The 17495-nt window shown below is 59.4% G+C and carries 16 protein-coding genes; 8 read left to right on the plus strand and 8 right to left on the minus strand.

The features are described 5' to 3' along the window. The first annotated feature begins 101 nt into the window (after positions 1-101). Together kdsB and VM554_13095 are read left to right on the plus strand one after the other, a co-directional pair. A complete protein-coding gene (gene kdsB / locus VM554_13090) occupies positions 102-842 on the plus strand; it encodes a 3-deoxy-manno-octulosonate cytidylyltransferase (protein ID HVJ09309.1) in 741 nt (246 codons plus the stop codon). A 128-nt stretch (positions 843-970) separates the two neighbouring features. Then, positions 971-1582, plus strand: a complete 612-nt coding sequence (locus tag VM554_13095) for an NAD(P)H-dependent oxidoreductase (protein HVJ09310.1) — start codon at positions 971-973, stop codon at positions 1580-1582. 63 nt (positions 1583-1645) lie between these two features. On the opposite strand, the gene VM554_13100 is transcribed toward VM554_13095, so the two are convergent. From VM554_13100 to VM554_13135, 8 genes are all read right to left on the minus strand, one after another. Further along, complete coding sequence (locus VM554_13100) at positions 1646-2311, minus strand: HAD family hydrolase (GenBank protein ID HVJ09311.1); 666 nt, start codon at positions 2309-2311, stop codon at positions 1646-1648. Then, complete coding sequence (locus VM554_13105) at positions 2308-3765, minus strand: phosphoglucomutase/phosphomannomutase family protein (protein HVJ09312.1); 1458 nt, start codon at positions 3763-3765, stop codon at positions 2308-2310. The genes VM554_13100 and VM554_13105 overlap by 4 nt, the downstream gene beginning before the upstream one ends. A gap of 107 nt (positions 3766-3872) precedes the next feature. Continuing rightward, positions 3873-4988, minus strand: coding sequence for a mannose-1-phosphate guanylyltransferase (locus tag VM554_13110; GenBank protein ID HVJ09313.1), 1116 nt, complete (start codon positions 4986-4988; stop codon positions 3873-3875). Positions 4989-5139: 151 nt separating this feature from the next. Next, positions 5140-6336, minus strand: coding sequence for a pyridoxal phosphate-dependent aminotransferase (locus VM554_13115; protein ID HVJ09314.1), 1197 nt, complete (start codon positions 6334-6336; stop codon positions 5140-5142). 235 nt (positions 6337-6571) lie between these two features. Then, on the minus strand, positions 6572-7072 hold the full coding sequence (coaD, locus tag VM554_13120; protein HVJ09315.1) for a pantetheine-phosphate adenylyltransferase: 501 nt from the start codon (positions 7070-7072) through the stop codon (positions 6572-6574). Between the two features lie 138 nt (positions 7073-7210). Further along, positions 7211-8284, minus strand: coding sequence for a recombinase RecA (gene recA / locus VM554_13125; protein ID HVJ09316.1), 1074 nt, complete (start codon positions 8282-8284; stop codon positions 7211-7213). A gap of 195 nt (positions 8285-8479) precedes the next feature. Continuing rightward, complete coding sequence (locus tag VM554_13130) at positions 8480-10291, minus strand: amidase family protein (GenBank protein HVJ09317.1); 1812 nt, start codon at positions 10289-10291, stop codon at positions 8480-8482. 32 nt (positions 10292-10323) lie between these two features. Then, positions 10324-11916, minus strand: coding sequence for an FAD-dependent thymidylate synthase (locus VM554_13135; protein ID HVJ09318.1), 1593 nt, complete (start codon positions 11914-11916; stop codon positions 10324-10326). Between the two features lie 339 nt (positions 11917-12255). On the opposite strand from VM554_13135, the gene VM554_13140 reads away from it, so the two are divergent. From VM554_13140 to VM554_13165, 6 genes are all read left to right on the plus strand, one after another. Then, on the plus strand, positions 12256-12996 hold the full coding sequence (locus VM554_13140) for a DUF2071 domain-containing protein (GenBank protein HVJ09319.1): 741 nt from the start codon (positions 12256-12258) through the stop codon (positions 12994-12996). Between the two features lie 26 nt (positions 12997-13022). Further along, positions 13023-13769 carry a 3-oxoacyl-[acyl-carrier-protein] reductase gene (gene fabG, locus VM554_13145; protein ID HVJ09320.1) on the plus strand — a complete coding sequence of 249 codons (747 nt, stop codon included), beginning with the start codon at positions 13023-13025 and terminating at the stop codon, positions 13767-13769. A 138-nt stretch (positions 13770-13907) separates the two neighbouring features. Then, positions 13908-14306, plus strand: a complete 399-nt coding sequence (locus tag VM554_13150; GenBank protein HVJ09321.1) for an NAD-binding protein — start codon at positions 13908-13910, stop codon at positions 14304-14306. 350 nt (positions 14307-14656) lie between these two features. Then, entirely contained in the window at positions 14657-15934 is a 1278-nt protein-coding gene (locus tag VM554_13155; protein HVJ09322.1) for an HDOD domain-containing protein, read from the plus strand. A 188-nt stretch (positions 15935-16122) separates the two neighbouring features. After that, complete coding sequence (locus VM554_13160; GenBank protein HVJ09323.1) at positions 16123-16869, plus strand: dienelactone hydrolase family protein; 747 nt, start codon at positions 16123-16125, stop codon at positions 16867-16869. A 192-nt stretch (positions 16870-17061) separates the two neighbouring features. Next, positions 17062-17409, plus strand: a complete 348-nt coding sequence (locus VM554_13165; protein HVJ09324.1) for a helix-turn-helix transcriptional regulator — start codon at positions 17062-17064, stop codon at positions 17407-17409. Positions 17410-17495 lie beyond the last annotated feature (86 nt).

Consider the following 17495-nt stretch of genomic DNA (forward strand, 5'->3'; position numbering starts at 1 on the left):
TCCGGCAAACCATACAGAAAATCGCATCCGTCTGTTGAAATCCAGCGGCTGAAGAGCGCTCGCCTTCCCCTCCGCACGGCTACGCCCTAAACTATTTTGCAATGCCCAACAGCACAAAGATCCTCGCCGTCATTCCCGCGCGACTCGCTTCCACCCGCCTTCCCCGCAAAGTCCTGCGGACCATCGCCGGAGCTCCCATGATCCAGTGGGTCTACAACGCCGCCCGTGCCTGCAGCCAGCTCGACGACGTGGTAATCGCCACCGACTCCGAGGAGGTGCTGGCGCTTGCCCGGCAGCGCGGATGGTCGGCGACGCTCACCTCCCCGGCCTGTGCAAGCGGCAGCGATCGCGTCTACGAAGTCTCCCGCAGGATCCCCGCTGCGATCTACGTCAATATCCAGGGTGACGAGCCCCTGCTCCGCCCCGAGCATCTCGATGCCCTGCTGCGTCCCCTCGCCCGCGCCGAAGTTCAGGTTTCCACCCTGTCCACTCCCTGCAAGCCGGAAGAGGTCCACAACCCCAACGCCGTCAAAGTCGTTACGTCACCCGATGGCCGCGCGCTTTACTTCTCCCGGGCTACCATCCCTTATGACCGGGACGGCGCCGGCAACGCTCCGTATCAAAAACACCTTGGCCTCTACGCCTATCGCAGCGACGCGCTCCAGCGCTTTGCCCAGTTGCCCCCCAGCCAATTGGAAACAATCGAGCGGCTGGAGCAGCTTCGTTTTCTCGAAAACGGCATAGACGTCTTCGTAGAGAGCACTCCCTACGACACGATCGGAGTCGATACCGAAGACGATCTTCTCGCCGTTGAAGCGCTGCTAAGCTCGGCGCGCTCCTGAGCCGGACCGGAAATCGCAATTTCTGCATCATTTCTCGCCGTCCTGCCATCTATTCGTTATAACAACTATCGTCGATCCATCCGATTTCGGCGAGGTTGCAAATCGCGGCTATTACCGCAGGAGATCTCATGGCCAAACTTCTTGTCATCGAATCCAGCCCACGCAGTGAATCCGTCTCCAGTCAGTTGACGACGACTTATGTCCAGCAATGGCGGGAAAAGAATTCCGGCGGCACCGTCAAGCGCCACAACGTCGCGCTCCAGCCCCCTCCTCCTGTAACCGAAGCATGGATCAACGCCGCCTACACCCCGCCCGACGCGCGGACCGCGGATCAGCAGGAATTGCTGGCACCTTCGGACGGCTACGTGCAGGATCTGATCGATGCCGACACCATCATCCTCGGAGCGCCGATGTGGAACTTCAGCATCTCCGCTCCTCTCAAGGCTTGGATTGACCAGGTAGTTCGCGTGGGAAGGACCTTCAACTACACGTCCGAAGGCCCCAAGGGACTGCTCGATTCCTCGAAGAAGGTCATAGTGGTCGCAGCCCGCGGCGGCGCCTACAGCGGCGACTCGGCGTATGCCTCCCTTGACTTCCAGGAGCCCTATCTTCGCATGATCCTCGGCTTCATCGGCCTGACCAATGTGAAGTTCGTCTATGCCGAGAACCTCAGCCGCGGTGGAGAAGCTGCCGCGCTCGGCATCAAGTCCGGCGAAGAAGCTCTCCTGCAGTTGGTTTAACCCTCAGCGTGTCAAGAGGTTGTACCGCGGGCTCTCTCCTTGGGAGAGCCCGCAAATTTTACGCTACGGCCGCACTAGCGGTTCAAACTCCAGTTCCAGCCCCTCATCCCCAGGCAAAATCGTTATCCGAAGATCTTCGAGCGACCGGATGATCCAATCTGCCGCTGCCAGGCTCTCCATGGAGTGAGAGAAGGTTGTCGCCAGCACCTTGCAACCGGCGGCATGGCCAGCGTTGGTACCGGAGGGCGCATCCTCGATCACCACACACTCTTCCGGCTTCAGCCCCAGCAACTCCGCACCCCTCAGATACGGCTCAGGGTTCGGCTTCCCCTGCTTCACCATATCCGCTGTGACCAGCTTTCTCGGCACCGGAATCCCTGCATGCCCCATGCGGACACGCGCCAGTCTCTCTGTCGCCGAGGTAACCACCGTCCAATACTTCTCCGGCAAGCCCTTGAGAATACGAACGACTCCCGGCAGGATGGAGATCCCCTCGTTGTCTGCGACTTCGATGTCCTCGATCACTTTCAGTTCTGCCTGATCGTCAAGATCGGGACGCAGCCTGCGGATGGTCTCAATCGCGCGACAGCCGTGCGCCGTGCGGATAGCAAGGTCCCTGTCCACACCGTGCATTGCGGCCCACTTGGTCCAGCTCCGCTCTACCGATCCGAGCGAACTCACCAGCACGCCATCCATGTCAAAGAGAAGTCCGCGAGTCTTCCACCTCATCGGGCCGTCCCGGCAGCCGCCGGATCGCTGGTCAACGCAAATTCGCGAGCAGCCTCCAGCAGCGTCTTCACCGACTCCTTCGAGCAGGATTCCGAATAGATCCGCAGCAGCGGCTCGGTTCCCGAGGCACGCAGCAGCAGCCACGTCTCGGCAGCATTCTTTTTCGTTTTGGCTTCAGGATTGTCGAGGAAGAACTTGATCCCGTCCATCGTCTCCACTCGCAGCACCGGCATTCCGGCAAACTCCTTGACGCCGGCGTTGGCGCGGGCAATGGCCGCCTGCTTCAGATCCTCGCGGATATGCAGATCGATGCGTCCATACTGATGTTCGCCATACTCCTCCTGCAGGCTTGCCACCAGTTCTCCCAGCGTCTTTCCCTCTTCCGCCATCACGTTGGCAAGCAGCAGCGAATTCAACAGGCCATCGCGTTCCGGCAGGTGACGCTTGATGCCGATGCCGCCGGACTCCTCGCCGCCTATCAGAATGTCCTTTTCGAGCATCAGGTCGCAGATGTACTTGAAGCCGATACCGTGCTCGTGCAGCGTCCGCCCATATTTCCGGCAGATACGATCGATCATGCTCGTGGTATTAAAGGCGCGCGTCACGTCTCCCGGCCACTTGCGGCGTTCGATCATCCAGCGCAGCAACACACAATAAATCTTGTGCGGATCGACAAAGTTGCCATGCTCATCCACTGCGCCGATGCGGTCCGCATCGCCATCCGTCGCCATTCCCGCCTGGCACTTCTGCTCCACCACCAGGTCCTGCAGCGCGCGGATGTGCGGCTCGATAGGCTCCGGGTTAATGCCGGGAAACAGTGGATTCACCTCGGCGCGAATCTCTACGAAATCCACCCCAATCGAGCGGAAGATATCCGCCAGCACTCCGCGCCCCGTTCCATACATGCAATCGATGCCGAACTTCAGGCCGGATTTCGCGATGCAGTCGAGATCGGCAAATTTGCGGATCGCGGCAACGTAGGGCGTCTGCAGATCCACTTCACGAATCGCCGCCGGCTGCTCCGCCTTCGGCAGCGGCTCCCCCAGAAAGGATTCGATCTCCGCAATAATCGAGGGTCTCCCCGATCCGCCATAGGATGCCTTGTACTTCACGCCATTCCACTGGAAAGGGTTGTGACTGGAGGTGATCATCACGCCGCCGGCGCAGCCCCGCTCCTTCACGGCAAAGGAGAGAGCAGGTGTAGGCGTGTAGCGGTCGGCCAGAATCACTGGAATCCCCGCCGACGCCAGCACCTCGGCCAACGCCATCGCAAACTGCCTGGAGCAGAAGCGCGTGTCATACCCGACCGCTACGCCCTTCTGCGGATCTTCCTTGCGAAGGATATAATTTGCGATGGCCTCAGCCACCACCCGCACATTGGCGTAGGTAAAATCATCGGCGATGATTGCCCGCCAACCATCCGTACCAAAGTGAATCGAAGTTGTATTTGTCATTCTTTCGTCCGGTTGGGGTTACAAGACTGTGTTTCCGGCCACAAGCATCGCTCGTTCCGGTGGATCCGCCGCAACCGAGTCCGCATAAGGACTCAGCAGAGTGGAGTCTATATCAGTTCCTTGCGGCCGGAGGCTTCCAGCTCCTTGACGACCTTGCCTACCTCTTGCGAGTGGTCGCGGTCGGAGATGAGCAGAGCGTCCTCCGTCTCCACCACCACCAGATCCTGAACGCCGACCAGCGCAACAAACTTCTTGGGACTGTAGACGTAGTTGCCCTTTGCCTCAAGGCTTACGTGATCCAGGCACTCGGCAACGTTGCTGTGCTCGTCGCCCCGGCTGCGGACGTTGAGCTGGTACTCGTAGAGAGAGGCCCAGGAACCAAGATCGCTCCAGCCGAACTCGGCGGGCAGGCAATACAGGTTGGACTTGTGCTCCCCTTTGGCAGAGCGGGGCTCGAGGATCGCATAGTCCACGCTGATGTTTTCGCAATGAGGATAGAGTTCCTTGAAGACCTGCTTGAACTCCGGAGTGCCAAACGACGCCGCGATCTCCTCCAGCATCGGAGCGGACTCCGACAGGTGCTCCCGCACGGCATTGGCCAGCGTTGCCGCGCTCCACAGGAACATTCCGCTGTTCCAGTGATAGTTTCCGGCGGCGACAAACTCCTCCGCCCGGGCATGGTTCGGCTTCTCCGTAAAGCGCCGTACCCTGAACACGCCATCGCTCAGTGGGCTGCCGGTTTCGATGTAGCCATATCCGGTCTCGGGGCGCGTGGGCGAAATGCCGATCACCACCATGTTTTCGCCCGCCGCTGCCAGCGCGATTCCCTTCTCCAGCGTCTTCAGAAATCGTGGCTCATCGGCAATGACATGATCCGACGGAAAGATCCCGATGATCGCATTCGGATTCTCCCGCTCGATCAGGAACGCCGCCAAACCCGCTGCCGGTGCGGTATTCCGTGGCGCTGGCTCACAAATCACCTGCTGCGGCGGAACGCCTGCCAGTTGCTCGGCGATAGTCTCCGCCATCAGATCATTGGTGAATACCCAGACGTCAGAGCACTCCGCCAACGGTCGCAGCCTCTCCACCGTCTGCTGGATCATGGTTCGATCGCCATCGAGCGCCAGCACCTGCTTGGCATGCGCCTTTCGGCTGCGGGGCCAGAAGCGGGTGCCGCTGCCGCCAGCCAGAATAATCGGTCGAAAATCCATTTCCTCAGGCATTCCCACTCCTATCCGCTGGAACAATTCCGCTCTTGCGAAAATTGCTCCAGCGGATTCTAAACGATCCTCTGTGCAGATAGATTGACCGCCAGGCAGTGAACAGCGGACACGAAGGAATTCCGGCGCTGCGCGGAAAAGCACTCACCCGCACTCAGCCCAGTTTGGAGAAAAACTCCTTCATACGCTTCAGGCCTTCGTCCACATCCTCGTGAGACGCCGCATAGGACAGGCGAATGTGCTCGCGAGTGCCGAATGCCTCTCCCGGCACGGTCACCACATGCGCCTCATTCAGCAGCCGTGTCGCCAGCTCCGTTGCGGTCGCAGCGCCTGGCTTGCCCAGGAATGCAGAGATATTCGGGTAAACATAGAACGCGCCTTCCGGCACCGTGCAGGTTACGCCGGGAATCTCCGCAAGCCGCGCCAGAACCTGGTCGCGCAGCTTGATGTATTCCGCACGCATCTCGGCAACACACTGCTGCGACCCATTCAGCGCCGCAATCGAGGCCTTCTGCACAATCGAAGTGGCCGACGACGTGGACTGACTCTGCAGCTTGCTCATCGCCGCGATGATTGGCTTGGGGCCCAGTGCGAAACCGGCGCGCCAGCCCGTCATGGCGTAGGTCTTGGAGAGAGAGCCCAGCACAATCACGTGCTCCTTCGCCGCGAGATACGAGCCGCCGCTCACCGGCGCACCCTTGAAGTTCAGATAGACATAGCACTCATCGAGCAGCAGATAGATTCCCCGCTCATGCGCCATATGCACAATCCGCTCAAGATCCTCCGCGGATACAACCGACCCTGCGGGATTCGATGGCGAATTGAGGATGATCGCCTTGGTGCGCGGCGTGATCGCCTTCTCAATGGCATCTGCCGTAATACGGAAGTTCTCCCTCTCCTCCGTCTTCAGGTAGACAACCTTCCCGCCTGCATACTGGATGATGTCCTTGAACGACACCCAGTAGGGGACCGGGAGAATGACCTCGTCCCCGTGATCGATCAGCACCTGAATCACGTTGAAGAGGGCCAGCTTGCCGCCCGTCGTGAAGACGGCCTCGTCAATCGCGTAGTCGGAACCGAAGTCCGTGGCGTGGCGCTGCACGATAGCCTTGCGAAGGTCGGGAATGCCCGGGACCGCGGTGTAACGCGTGAAGTTGGCTTCAATCGCGGCTATCGCGGCGTCTTTAATGTGGCGGGGTGTGGCGAAGTGCGGCTCACCGGCTCCAAAATCCACCAGGTTAATACCCTGGGAGCGAAGCTTAGCGGCTTCCGCGGTTACGGCCATTGTTGCAGAGACTTCAATACGGCCGATACGGTCGGCAAAGAGCTTGGAGGCTGTCGGTACTGTCATGCTTACTATCTTGTCAGAGTTATGGCCTTTCAGGAAACAGCAGTACCCATAGTTTTGCCGGAATATTTCGAACGGGAGTGTCCCAGATCACACACCCCCTGCCTGCTAACCGTATTTCGCCGCAATGTTTTCCCTTATTGGCGTAAAGGTAAAGGATGAGGGATGATGCCGTTCCATCGAAGTTACTGCTAAACGATTCGCGGAAAAGAATGGCTCCCGCTGCACACCCCAGGGGCTAGCCCTTGGTAGGCTTGACCTTCATCAGCGCGAGCCGCCGGTTCATACGGGCGATTACCGAGTCTGGAACCAGTCCCTCCACGGAACCGCCCAGGCGAAAGACCCCCTTCACCAGCCGCGAGCTGACATAGGAGAATTCGCCGGAGGTCATCAGGAACACGGTCTCCAGCTCGGGAGCGAGCCGACGGTTCATCAACGCCATCTGAAATTCATACTCGTAATCGCTGATAGCCCGGATGCCCCGGACGACCACCGCAGCTCCCAATTGACGGGCAAAATCCACCATCAGGCCGTCGTAGGTCGTCACCGTCACGTTTCCAAAGTGAGCAACGCCCTCGGTCAGCATCTCCACCCGCTCGGGCACGGTAAAGAGCGGCTGCTTTTCATCGTTTTTCAGGATGGCGACCACGAGATGGTCAAACATCTTGGCCGCACGCGCGATCAGGTCCAGATGGCCGTTGGTCATCGGGTCGAAGGTACCGGGGTAGATGGCTTTCACGTGGCTCAAGACAAGAAAGAGTTTATACGATAGGCGTGCGCCAGCCGAAACCTGGATAAAAATCCGGGGAATTCTGCTCGCGAAAGATGACAGGGAACGAGGCGCAGCTTCTTCGCCGCGCCTCTTTCATTGCATACTCTACCGCTTGCTGCTCTTCACGACCTCGGTTGCCGCCGCGGCCGCGTTCGCCGGAACGGGCGGCACCTCGGCACCAGGCAGATTGGCAATGCCAAGTTTCTGCCGCAGCGCCGTCTCGATGCGGTTAAAGGTGTCGCGATTCTCCTTGAGGTACTGCCGCACATTTTCGCGTCCCTGGCCGATCCGCTCCCCGGAGAAGCTGAACCACGCACCCGACTTCTCCACAATGTTGTTCAGCACTGCCTGGTCCAGCACATCCCCTTCCCGCGAGATGCCCTCGCCGTAAAGGATGTCGAACTCGGCCTCGCGGAAAGGCGCGGCCACCTTGTTCTTGACAATCTTTACCCGGGTGCGCGAGCCGGAGACCACGTCCCCCTCCTTGACGGCCGCAATACGGCGGATATCGATGCGCACCGAAGCATAAAACTTCAGCGCGCGGCCACCGGTGGTCGTCTCGGGATTGCCGAACATAACACCAATCTTCTCGCGAATCTGGTTAATAAAAATCAGGCTGGTGCGCGACTTCGACACCGTGCCGGTCAGCTTGCGAAGCGCCTGCGACATCAGCCGCGCCTGCAGGCCCATGTGGGAGTCGCCCATCTCGCCGTCCAGTTCCGCCTTCGGCACCAGGGCAGCCACCGAATCCACCACCAGCACATCGATAGCGCCCGAGCGCACCAGCGCCTCGGTAATCTCCAGAGCCTGCTCGCCGTAGTCCGGCTGCGAGATCAGCAGGTTGTCGATATCCACTCCCAGCTTGCGCGCATATGCCGGATCGAGCGCGTGCTCGGCGTCCACAAATGCAGCCAGGCCGCCGGCCTTCTGAGCCTCGGCGATAATCTGCAGCGTAATCGTGGTCTTGCCCGAAGATTCCGGTCCGAAGATCTCAATCACGCGGCCGCGCGGCACGCCGCCAACGCCAAGCGCGGCGTCAAACGAGATCGAACCGGTAGGGATGACCGAAATCGGCACAATCGCCTCTTTGCTGCCGAGGCGCATGATGGAGCCTTTGCCAAACTGCTTTTCAATCTGCGAGAGGGCGAGTTCTACCGCGCGGGAACGATCGTCTGCCAATTCTGTCTCCAATTCAAAGACCGCCTGCCATCTTTGCGAGCGGACGCACACCGCCCGCCTACATGCTATACAAGCCCGAGGTGAAGGCCAGTCGAATGGGCGGCGCGATTTTCAGAGATTCTAACACTGCCGCAGCAATGGCGAACAAAAATCGAAAATAAAAGCGATTCGCTCTCGATTCCTGCCGCATCCCGCCTAAAACCCGCCCGGACGCGCCTCGGCCACCCCAAAGCTCCGCTCCAGAGCCAGCCCGGCACGCCCCAGCGTCCCTTCTTCAAACAGCCTCCCGATCAGCGTGATCCCATGCGGCACCCGCCGCGGCGGCGAAAACTTTGGTAACGACTTCCCCGCCTCCGGAGCCCAATCGCTGCGCGCCTCCGACACCTCCACAAAACCGGCGGGCAGCGTCAGCGACGGGTGGCCGGTGAAATTGGTGATCGTCAGCATCTCATCGCGCAGAGACGGAACCAGCAGCAGATCCACCTGCGAGAAAACCCGCGCCATCTCCTCGGCTACCTTGCGCCGCAGCCGGTCGGCCTGCACAAAATCCACGGCAGAGAGAAAACGCGACTGCCGGAAGGTATTGGGCCACGCGTCTGGTAACTGAACCCGCAACTCATTCACCGCGTGACTCAGCGTCAGGTCCTCAAATGCCGCCGCTGATTCGGCGAAAAGAATGATTTCCAGCGAACCATAGGGCCAGTTCGGAATCGTCATCTCCACCGGAACCATGCCCAGCTTCTTCACCGTCTCCAGCGCTGCGCGGTCCACCTCTGTCGCCGGGCTCTCCTTCATCCAGCCGGGGAAATATCCCACGCGCAATCCCCGGACCCCGGCGCCGGCATCGTAGTCCAACCTGCTCGGCACGGAGTTCGCATCTCCCGCATCCACGCCGGAGATGGCCTGGAGCACCAACATTGCGTCTTCCACGCTGCGCGTCATCGGACCCAGCTTGTCCAGCGACCAGCACAGCGTCATTGCGCCGGTTCGCGGCACCCTGCCGTAGGTGGGCCGCAGCCCGGTAACGCCACAGCGCATGCTGGGACTCACAATACTGCCCAGTGTCTCGCTGCCGATGGAAAATCCCACCAGTCCCGCTGCCGTTGCTGCACCCGGACCCGCGCTCGATCCGGACGATCCCTCTTCCCGCAGCCACGGATTCATCGTCTGCCCGCCGAACCACACATCGTTCAGCGCCAACGCGCCCATGCTCAACTTGGCCACGAGCACCGCGCCTGCCGCATTCAGGCGCTCGACCACCGCCGCATCCTTCGTGGGCACCCGGTCGCGGAAGGGCTCGGCGCCATACGTCGTTCGGATGCCCGCCGTATCCAGCAGGTCTTTTCCGCCCCATGGAATGCCGTGCAGTGCCCCGCGATATCGGCCCGCTGCAATCTCCTCATCGGCCTTCTTCGCCTGCGCCAACGCCAGCTCGCGCGTCAGCGTGATCACGCAGCGCAACTCGGGATCGAACTTCTCCAGCCGCTCCAGGTAGATCTGCGTCAGTCGTGTCGAGGTGATCCGGCGTTGCTCCACCCAGCGTGAAAGGCGGGTGACGGGTGCGTAGGCAATGTCCGCGTCCTTTGCCGGGAGCGGTCCCGGATCGGTCCGGCTGCGGAGAAACACCGCTTTCGGCAAATCTTTGGCTGCGTCTTCCGCCGGAAGCGGCATCTTCCCCGGCAATACAGGATCCCAGCGCGACCCGGGAGCCACGGATGATTCCAATGCCACTCTGCGAGGCCCCGTGCGGCGCTCGTAGATGGGTGCCATGGCGCTACGCCAGTTCTGGGCTGCTGTGATCCGTTCCGATGCGCTAAGCTCCACCTCGACCAATTTCTCGGCCTCAGCGAAGGTAGCGGGAGATACCTCCGGCCCGGCCTCAGGCGCAGTGCCGGAGGCCGGTGCGGGCGAGGCATCCGGCTGTTGCGCATGGCCGCGGGATGCGACCGCCGCTCCCAGAAGACCAACCGAGGTTTGCGCGAGGAATTGCCGCCGGGACTTTGCCATGCTCCCCCTGATGAAGACTGGATTGACTCCCTTTAGCGCTTCAGCAAATCAACCGGGGCGTGGATGTCCTCAATCCGAAAGTACTTCGCCAGCGTGGGGTGCTGTTGCGCGACCGCCTGATACATCTCCCAGGCCACCCGCCGATAGGAAAAATGCCCTTGTGGCGTCGACCTTAACTCCGCGATATACACCGCCTCGGCGAAGTCCATCTTGAAGAGCGCGCGGTTGCGCGTGCCCAGGGGCAATACATACGTCGCCGCCTGTGCCGCCTCGGGAGCCTCGGAATGGGCAATCTTCGCGTAGGCCGCATGGGCGCCGGACATCGCCGCTTCAAAGGGTCGGCGCAACCCCGCCTCCGTCACGCTATCCGGCGTTTCAAATCCGTGCGCGCTGGTAAACGGCTGCAGGATCTGCGTGCACTTGCGATGCCGGTGCATGTCCCGGAAGCCGCCGATATCCATCAGGATGTCGAAGCGCAGGGACTGGCCGGAGGAAAATTCGCGCAGCAGCTCGTCATGCCTGCCGCGGCGCCGCAATCCCATATCGACAATCTCTTCCTGTTGGGCGGCGGTCAACGCCGCAACGCGCTCGCGCACCTGGCGGTAGGGATAATGGCAAACCCCATAGAGCAGAGTCGTGGCCAGCTCCACCTCCAGCGACTCCGTCGGCTCCACCAGATCCACCACCGGAGCCACCGCGATCGGCTCCTTCTTCATCAGGGCGGCCGCCGCCTCGGCAAGGTCGCGCCGGGTATCGATGGCGTAGTTGTTCGGCGCGGCATACTTCACCAGGGTCGGCGAAGTCTTCATCTCCCGCAGCAACAGGTCTGCCGTCTTTGCTCCCAGGGCGGGATCGAGCCGGGCGATCTCCGCCTGCAGCGCGGCGCACGGCTCATGCTGCACATTCCAGGCAGCTCCGGCGGCAGCCTCTTTCAGCTTCGCGCCCAACTCGCGAATCTCCGCCGCGGGATGCGACAGCAGCCGGGAAATCTGGCCCTCCAGCGTGCGGGCATTCACAATCTGCCCCAGAGACGTATTGGTTGCCAGCGGCAACAGGTAGCGCGCCACGTCAAAGGCCCGGGCCCGCAGCGTACGCTCAAATGCGTCCTGCTTCATCTCCTCCGGCCGGGGTGTCTTCTCCCGCAGAAAGACGAACATGGACTCCGCCGTCGCATGGTACTCGCGGAAGAGCGCGCCTATCGTCTCCTTGTAAAGCTGCCGCGACTGGTCAGCATCGCCAAACTCCGGCAGATACCACCCGCTCTTCGAGAAGTTCTGATAGCGCGTCGAGCGCTCCTGCCCGTCCCAGCGCTGCTCATCCACCAGAACAATGGCGGCGGCCAGCGATAGCCTCTCAATGGCAAAAGCCACGTGGGCCAGGTCCGCAATCGAGCGATGGCCATACTGGAAGTAGAACGTGTTCAGAAACTGCTCCGCACGCTGGCTGCTGATCTCGCGCAGCGAGTCCTTCATGGAGAGCGCCGAGCGCGAATACTTCGCCATGGCATACGCCAGCACCTCGGGATCTGCGCCCAATACGGCGAATACTTCAGTCTGATTCCGAGCCTCGGCTGCCGGGTCTGCAGCGGGGAGAGGGGCGTGAGTAGTGGTTTCTGTTTCTGCCATGATCGCAATCAGAATACGGCATACCGCCCAGGATTTCTCCTTGCATCCCTGTGGAAGATCGGCGGCGGACGCGGTAAGCTACATAGGGCCTGTTGACCCCCATCCAGACAGCGACGCCCTGCGACAGGGTTCAACCGGCTTCAGAGACCCTTCCCAGGAATCCGCTGCTTTGGATCGCAACCCTGCCGGCTTGGCTGTTCGTCTCTCTTGTTCGTCTCTATTCGGTAAACGTGGCGTTGTAAACCTGGCGTTATGAGCAGCCCAAACAGACACGACCCAGCGGATATCCTCACAAAGACCAGCCATCGAACCTGGCCGCCCCCATCTGGGCCATGGACGATGAGCCAGCGCTGGAACGATCTGCTGTTTGCTCACTGGCCAGTGCCCCCCGAGCAGCTTGCTCCCCTCATTCCGCCGCAGTTGGTGGTGGACACCTACGACGGAGAGGCATGGGTGGGCGTAGTCCCCTTCTGGATCGACCGCATCGAGCTTCGCGGAATGCCGCAGGTCCCCGGAATCGACCACTTTCCGGAGCTGAACCTGAGAACCTATGTGCGCGAGCGCGACACGAATTCCTATGGAGTCTTCTTCTTCTCGCTCGACGCCGCAAACGCCCTCGCTGTCGCCATGGCACGCGCTCTCTTTCACCTGCCCTATTACTGGGCGCGCATCAAGATCGAGCCGCAGGAAGACCGCAGCTTCCTCTACAAGAGCGAGCGATTGCTCTCTCCCCATCCGGTGCGATTCCAGGCCAGATATCGAGGACTGGGGCCCACCCTGCCACAAAGCTGCCCCGGCACCATCGAGTATTTCCTCACCGAGCGATACTGTCTCTACACAACAAATCGCCACGGCGAACTGCTGCGCGGCAACATTCACCACAGCACATGGCTTCTTGAAAAAGCCGAGGCGGAGATCCGAATCAACGATCTGCCTGCCGCTCACGGCATCCGCCTGCCCGATACCGCTCCTCTCCTCCACTACTCGCGCGAAATGGCGGTCTACATCTGGACGCTGGAGCTGGCCTATGCCATGGCGGCCGGCGCCCGCGCTCCGCTCTCGGCAGCCGAACCTCTATAATTCCTCCTCAGGAGAACTGGCAGAACATGGCATCACTGGAAGGGAAAACCGCCCTCATCACCGGAGCGTCCCAGGGCATCGGCCGCGCCTGTGCGCTGCAATTGGCAAAGACAGGAGCCCGCATCGCTCTGGCGGCGCGCAACCAGGCAAAGCTCGAAGAGGTCGCCGCGGAGATCGCCGCCGCGGGCGGCACCGCCGGGATCTTTCCCCTGGACATCGCCAGCGAAGAGTCCATTAAATCCACCGCCAAAGCGGTGATCGCGCAGTTTGGAGCGGTGGAGATTCTGGTGAACAACGCCGGCATCACCCGCGATGGCCTGATGATGCGCATGAAGCGCAGCGATTGGGACGACGTCCTCAACACGAACCTCACCGGAACCTTCCTGCTCACCCAGGCCGTCATGAGCTCGATGCTCAAGGCCCGCTGGGGAAGGATCATTAACATTTCCAGTGTGGTGGCGCGCAGCGGACAGGCAGGACAGACGAACTACGCCGCCAGCAAAGCCGGATTGATCGGTCTTACCCGGTCGATCGCCCGCGAACTGGCCTCACGCAGCATTACCGTCAACGCCGTTGCCCCGGGATACATTGAAACCGCCATGACCGCTGTGCTCGACGACAAGCAGCGCGAAGCCATGATGTCCCAGATTCCCCTGGGACGCGCCGGCACCGACGCCGATATCGCCCACGCCGTCGCCTTCCTTGCCTCACCGGAAGCGGGATATATCACCGGCCACGTCCTCGACGTGAACGGCGGCATGTACATGGCCTAGGCGCTTCGGATAAAGCAGATAATCCGGTTGAAATGAAGGCATCGAAAACACTTCAAGGTCCATCTAGTAGGTATAGTGTTTGACGCCAAACTCCTATGCAGCCATAGGAGGCCGTGAAGAGCTGGCTCAGAAGATATCGTGAAATCTTTTAGACCATACTTTGACGCGATGGGATCCAATATCTTCTTCTATGGCGAGAACCCAGGAAACAGTCAGGTAGCGAAGTTAGTCAACAATATGATTCTGGGTATCCCCGTGAACGCTGTGGCTGAAGGGTTGAAATTATCGAATTACTACAAGTTACCTCAAGAAGAGCTATTCAACCTCTTAAAAGTGAGTACAGGTGATAGCTGGGTAGTTAGAAATTGGAAAGATGTTTCAGAATGGACAGCAGAAACTGCCTTGTCTGTTTTACTGAAAGACCTAAAAGCGACTTACAACGAAGGGCTTCAACACAATGTAGCTTTACCCTTCAATGCCCTATCCTCCACACAGTTATTTAATTCCATGGGAAAAGAAAAACCCGAAGCTAAATAACTGGATAAGTCAGTGTTTTGTCCCACTGTAATAGTGTTTCGATATCCACCATTAGGCGCTGGATATTGCATTTGAAGGTCTTCGAAATATCCCCCAGGATTTGCCACGCGGCGTGGTCCCGAAACCATTTGTGGTTGGCCGGGATGGTAATCCACGGGCTTCTTTCGTGCTGCACCGGGAAAGCATAGCGTCGAACCCTCCCATATACTCGTCCCAAAGTTCAGGGTCTGCGTAATCGCTCCCACTGATTTTTCCAATGCTTCGCCGGATCATCCGCGACCAAAAATTCTGAAACAAAACTTCCTCATGTTTCCTTCCTGCATGCCGATGTAAGGAGGAAAGGTCCCCGCATGCTACAGATCGCCCCCGCAAGAGACGATTCCACCATCAGTGTCTCCGAACTGCCACAGCACCGCTTTTTTGCGCGTCAACCGATTCTCGACCGGAACAGGAAGATCTTTGGCTACGAGTTTCTCTTTCGGTCCAGCATGCAGAACAAGTTTCCCTATGCATCTCCTACTGAGTCGGACTATGCAACACGCCTCATGGTGGATAATTCCATCCTCTATAACTTTGAGTCCCTCGCGGGTCGAGGCAAAGCCTTTCTCAATTGCACCCGGGAGGCTCTGACCCAGGGATTCGTGACCCTGCTGCCTCCCCAATCCACCGTCCTGGAGGTTCTCGAGGGTGTCGAACCCGACAACGAGGTCGTGGATGCCTGCCGCTCTTTGCGCAGCCAGGGGTATCAAATCTCGCTGGATGACTTTATCCCGCGTCCGGGCATGGAACGTCTCCTGCCCTACGCCGACTACATCAAATTTGATTTTCGGCTGTGCAATGCTGCGCAGCGCGCCGAAATCCGCCAGTTTGTGAAGGGCTCCAAATCTCTTCTCGTCGCTGAGAAAGTCGAGGACGAGGAGGCGTTTCGACTGGCTCTTGAAGAGGGCTTCGACCTCTTTCAAGGCTACTTTTTTTGTCAGCCCTCTGTTTTTTCTCGCAAAAAAGTCAGCTCGCAGCGCCTCCGGCACCTCAAGTTATTGACAGCGGTCAGCCGGTCGCCTTTTAACTGGCACGAGATCGAGTCCATCGTGCGCAAGGACGCCTCTCTCTGCTATCGCCTGCTGCGCCTGGTCAACGCTGGCCACTACATGGTGCGCAGTGAGATTTCCTCGATCCAGACAGCGCTGGTCACGGTTGGAGAAGATCGCTTCCGCAAGCTGCTCACCCTCGCCGTTACCTCCCAACTCGATAACGATCCGTCCTCGGAACTCACGCGGCTGGCCCTGCAACGGGCACGCTTTTGCGAGATGGCCGCTCCCTACCTGCAACAGGACCCGAACGAACAATATCTCTTCGGATTGCTCTCGCTGTTTCCTGCATTCATGGGGATCTCTATGCAGCAGGCGATCACTCAGCTCCCGCTGCGCCCGCCCGTCAAGGCAGCTCTGTTGGGCGAGCCCAACGAAATCAGCTTTGCGCTCCGCTGCCTGCATCGCTACGAATCCGGCGAGTGGAATATTTTGCCGGAAGACACTGCTAACCTCGCCCTCAACATGGATACATTAGACATTCTTTACCAGCACTCCCTGTGCTGGGCCGAGAACAGCACCTCCTCGGCCGCTCAATAGCTGCTATGGCCATATAGCCATATTGAGGAGCTGCTGCGAGTTAGAGATAACCCGCCCCGGTGACCCCGCGTCCGGGAACTGCGCAGCCCGTTAACCCTGCATCTAATTTCTCTATCGGCATCAGGGCGCAGGGTAAGGCATACTGTGCTTCGTAATTTCCGCGATTTCTCCTGGACGAAAGGACTACCGTGAGACGAATCCTGACTTTGCTGATCCTGTTATCCGCTGCGTTCGCCTCGGCTGCAAATCCCGAGCCGCAGCGCGTCTCCTTCCCCAGCGGCAACGACACAGCACAGGGCCTGCTGTATTTGCCCACGGGCGCCGGACCGCATCCCGCATTGGTCGTCATTCATGAGTGGTGGGGCCTCAATGACTGGGTCAAGGAGCAGGCAGCGCAGTTTGCCGCCCTGGGCTACGTGGCCTTGGCGGTGGATCTCTATCGCGGTCAGGTCGCCACGGATCCGGATGCCGCCCACCAGTTAAGCCGCGGCCTGCCCCAGGACCGTGGCGTACGCGACCTGGTCTCCGCCGTTCACTTTCTGGAGCAAAGAAAGGATGTGGAAGCCAGGCGTATTGGCGCAATTGGCTGGTGCATGGGAGGCGGTTACGCCATCCAGCTTGCAGTTGCCGAGCCCACATTGCGCTCCGTGGTCGTCAACTATGGATCGCTTCCGACGGATCGTGCATCGCTGGCCAGGATTCATGCCTCCATCCTGGGGAACTTCGGCGGCAAGGACATGGGTATCCCACCCGCAGCGGTGGATGACTTTGCGGCGGAGATGAAACAACTAGGCAATCCACCCGACGTAAAAATCTATCCCGAAGCCGGTCATGCGTTTGAAAATCCCAACAACAAAGTGGGATTCCGGAGTCAAGATGCGGAGGATGCGCATCGAAGGATTGTTACGTTTTTGTCACGTACACTGCAAAAATGACATCTTTTGTGGGGTTGTCTATAGCCCACAAGTCGCAGGTACCAATAGAGGTTCGGGAATGGCCGGAAAGATTTACCTCCAAATATTGCAAAAAATGCTTGATTGAGGTCCAATGGTCGTGTTAACTATGAAGCCAACACTACAAATATTTTGACCTTCCTAAGGGGAAAGTGCCGTTCAGGGTATTCCATTATGCAGATTGGGACGACGATTCGAGGCTATCGGTTACAAAAAGGGCTATCGCAGGGAGATATTGAAAAACGCACGGGATTGCTGCGCTGTTACTTGTCCCGCGTGGAGAACGGACACACTGTTCCGTCGCTGGACACGCTCGCCAAGATTGCAGGAGCTCTCGACCTGCCATTAGCGCAGTTTTTTGCTGAAGACTCTCTTGGCCGAGAGATGAACACCCAGAAGCTTACCGACGATGAACTCCGCTTCCTCACGCAGATTCGTCGTTATTCCTCCAACCTGAATGACAGCGACCGGAAGCTGCTCCTGGCCATGGTCAAGAAGTTCGCTGCCACAGCCGTTCGTTAGAGCATCCTGGTTGTACCGATAGGGACGCACAGCTTTTCGATTCAGCAAAGCTGCTGCATCCTGAGGGCCGGACGAAGAATTGCTAC

The organism is Acidisarcina sp. (assembly GCA_035539175.1).
Classification (GTDB): domain Bacteria; phylum Acidobacteriota; class Terriglobia; order Terriglobales; family Acidobacteriaceae; genus JANXZS01.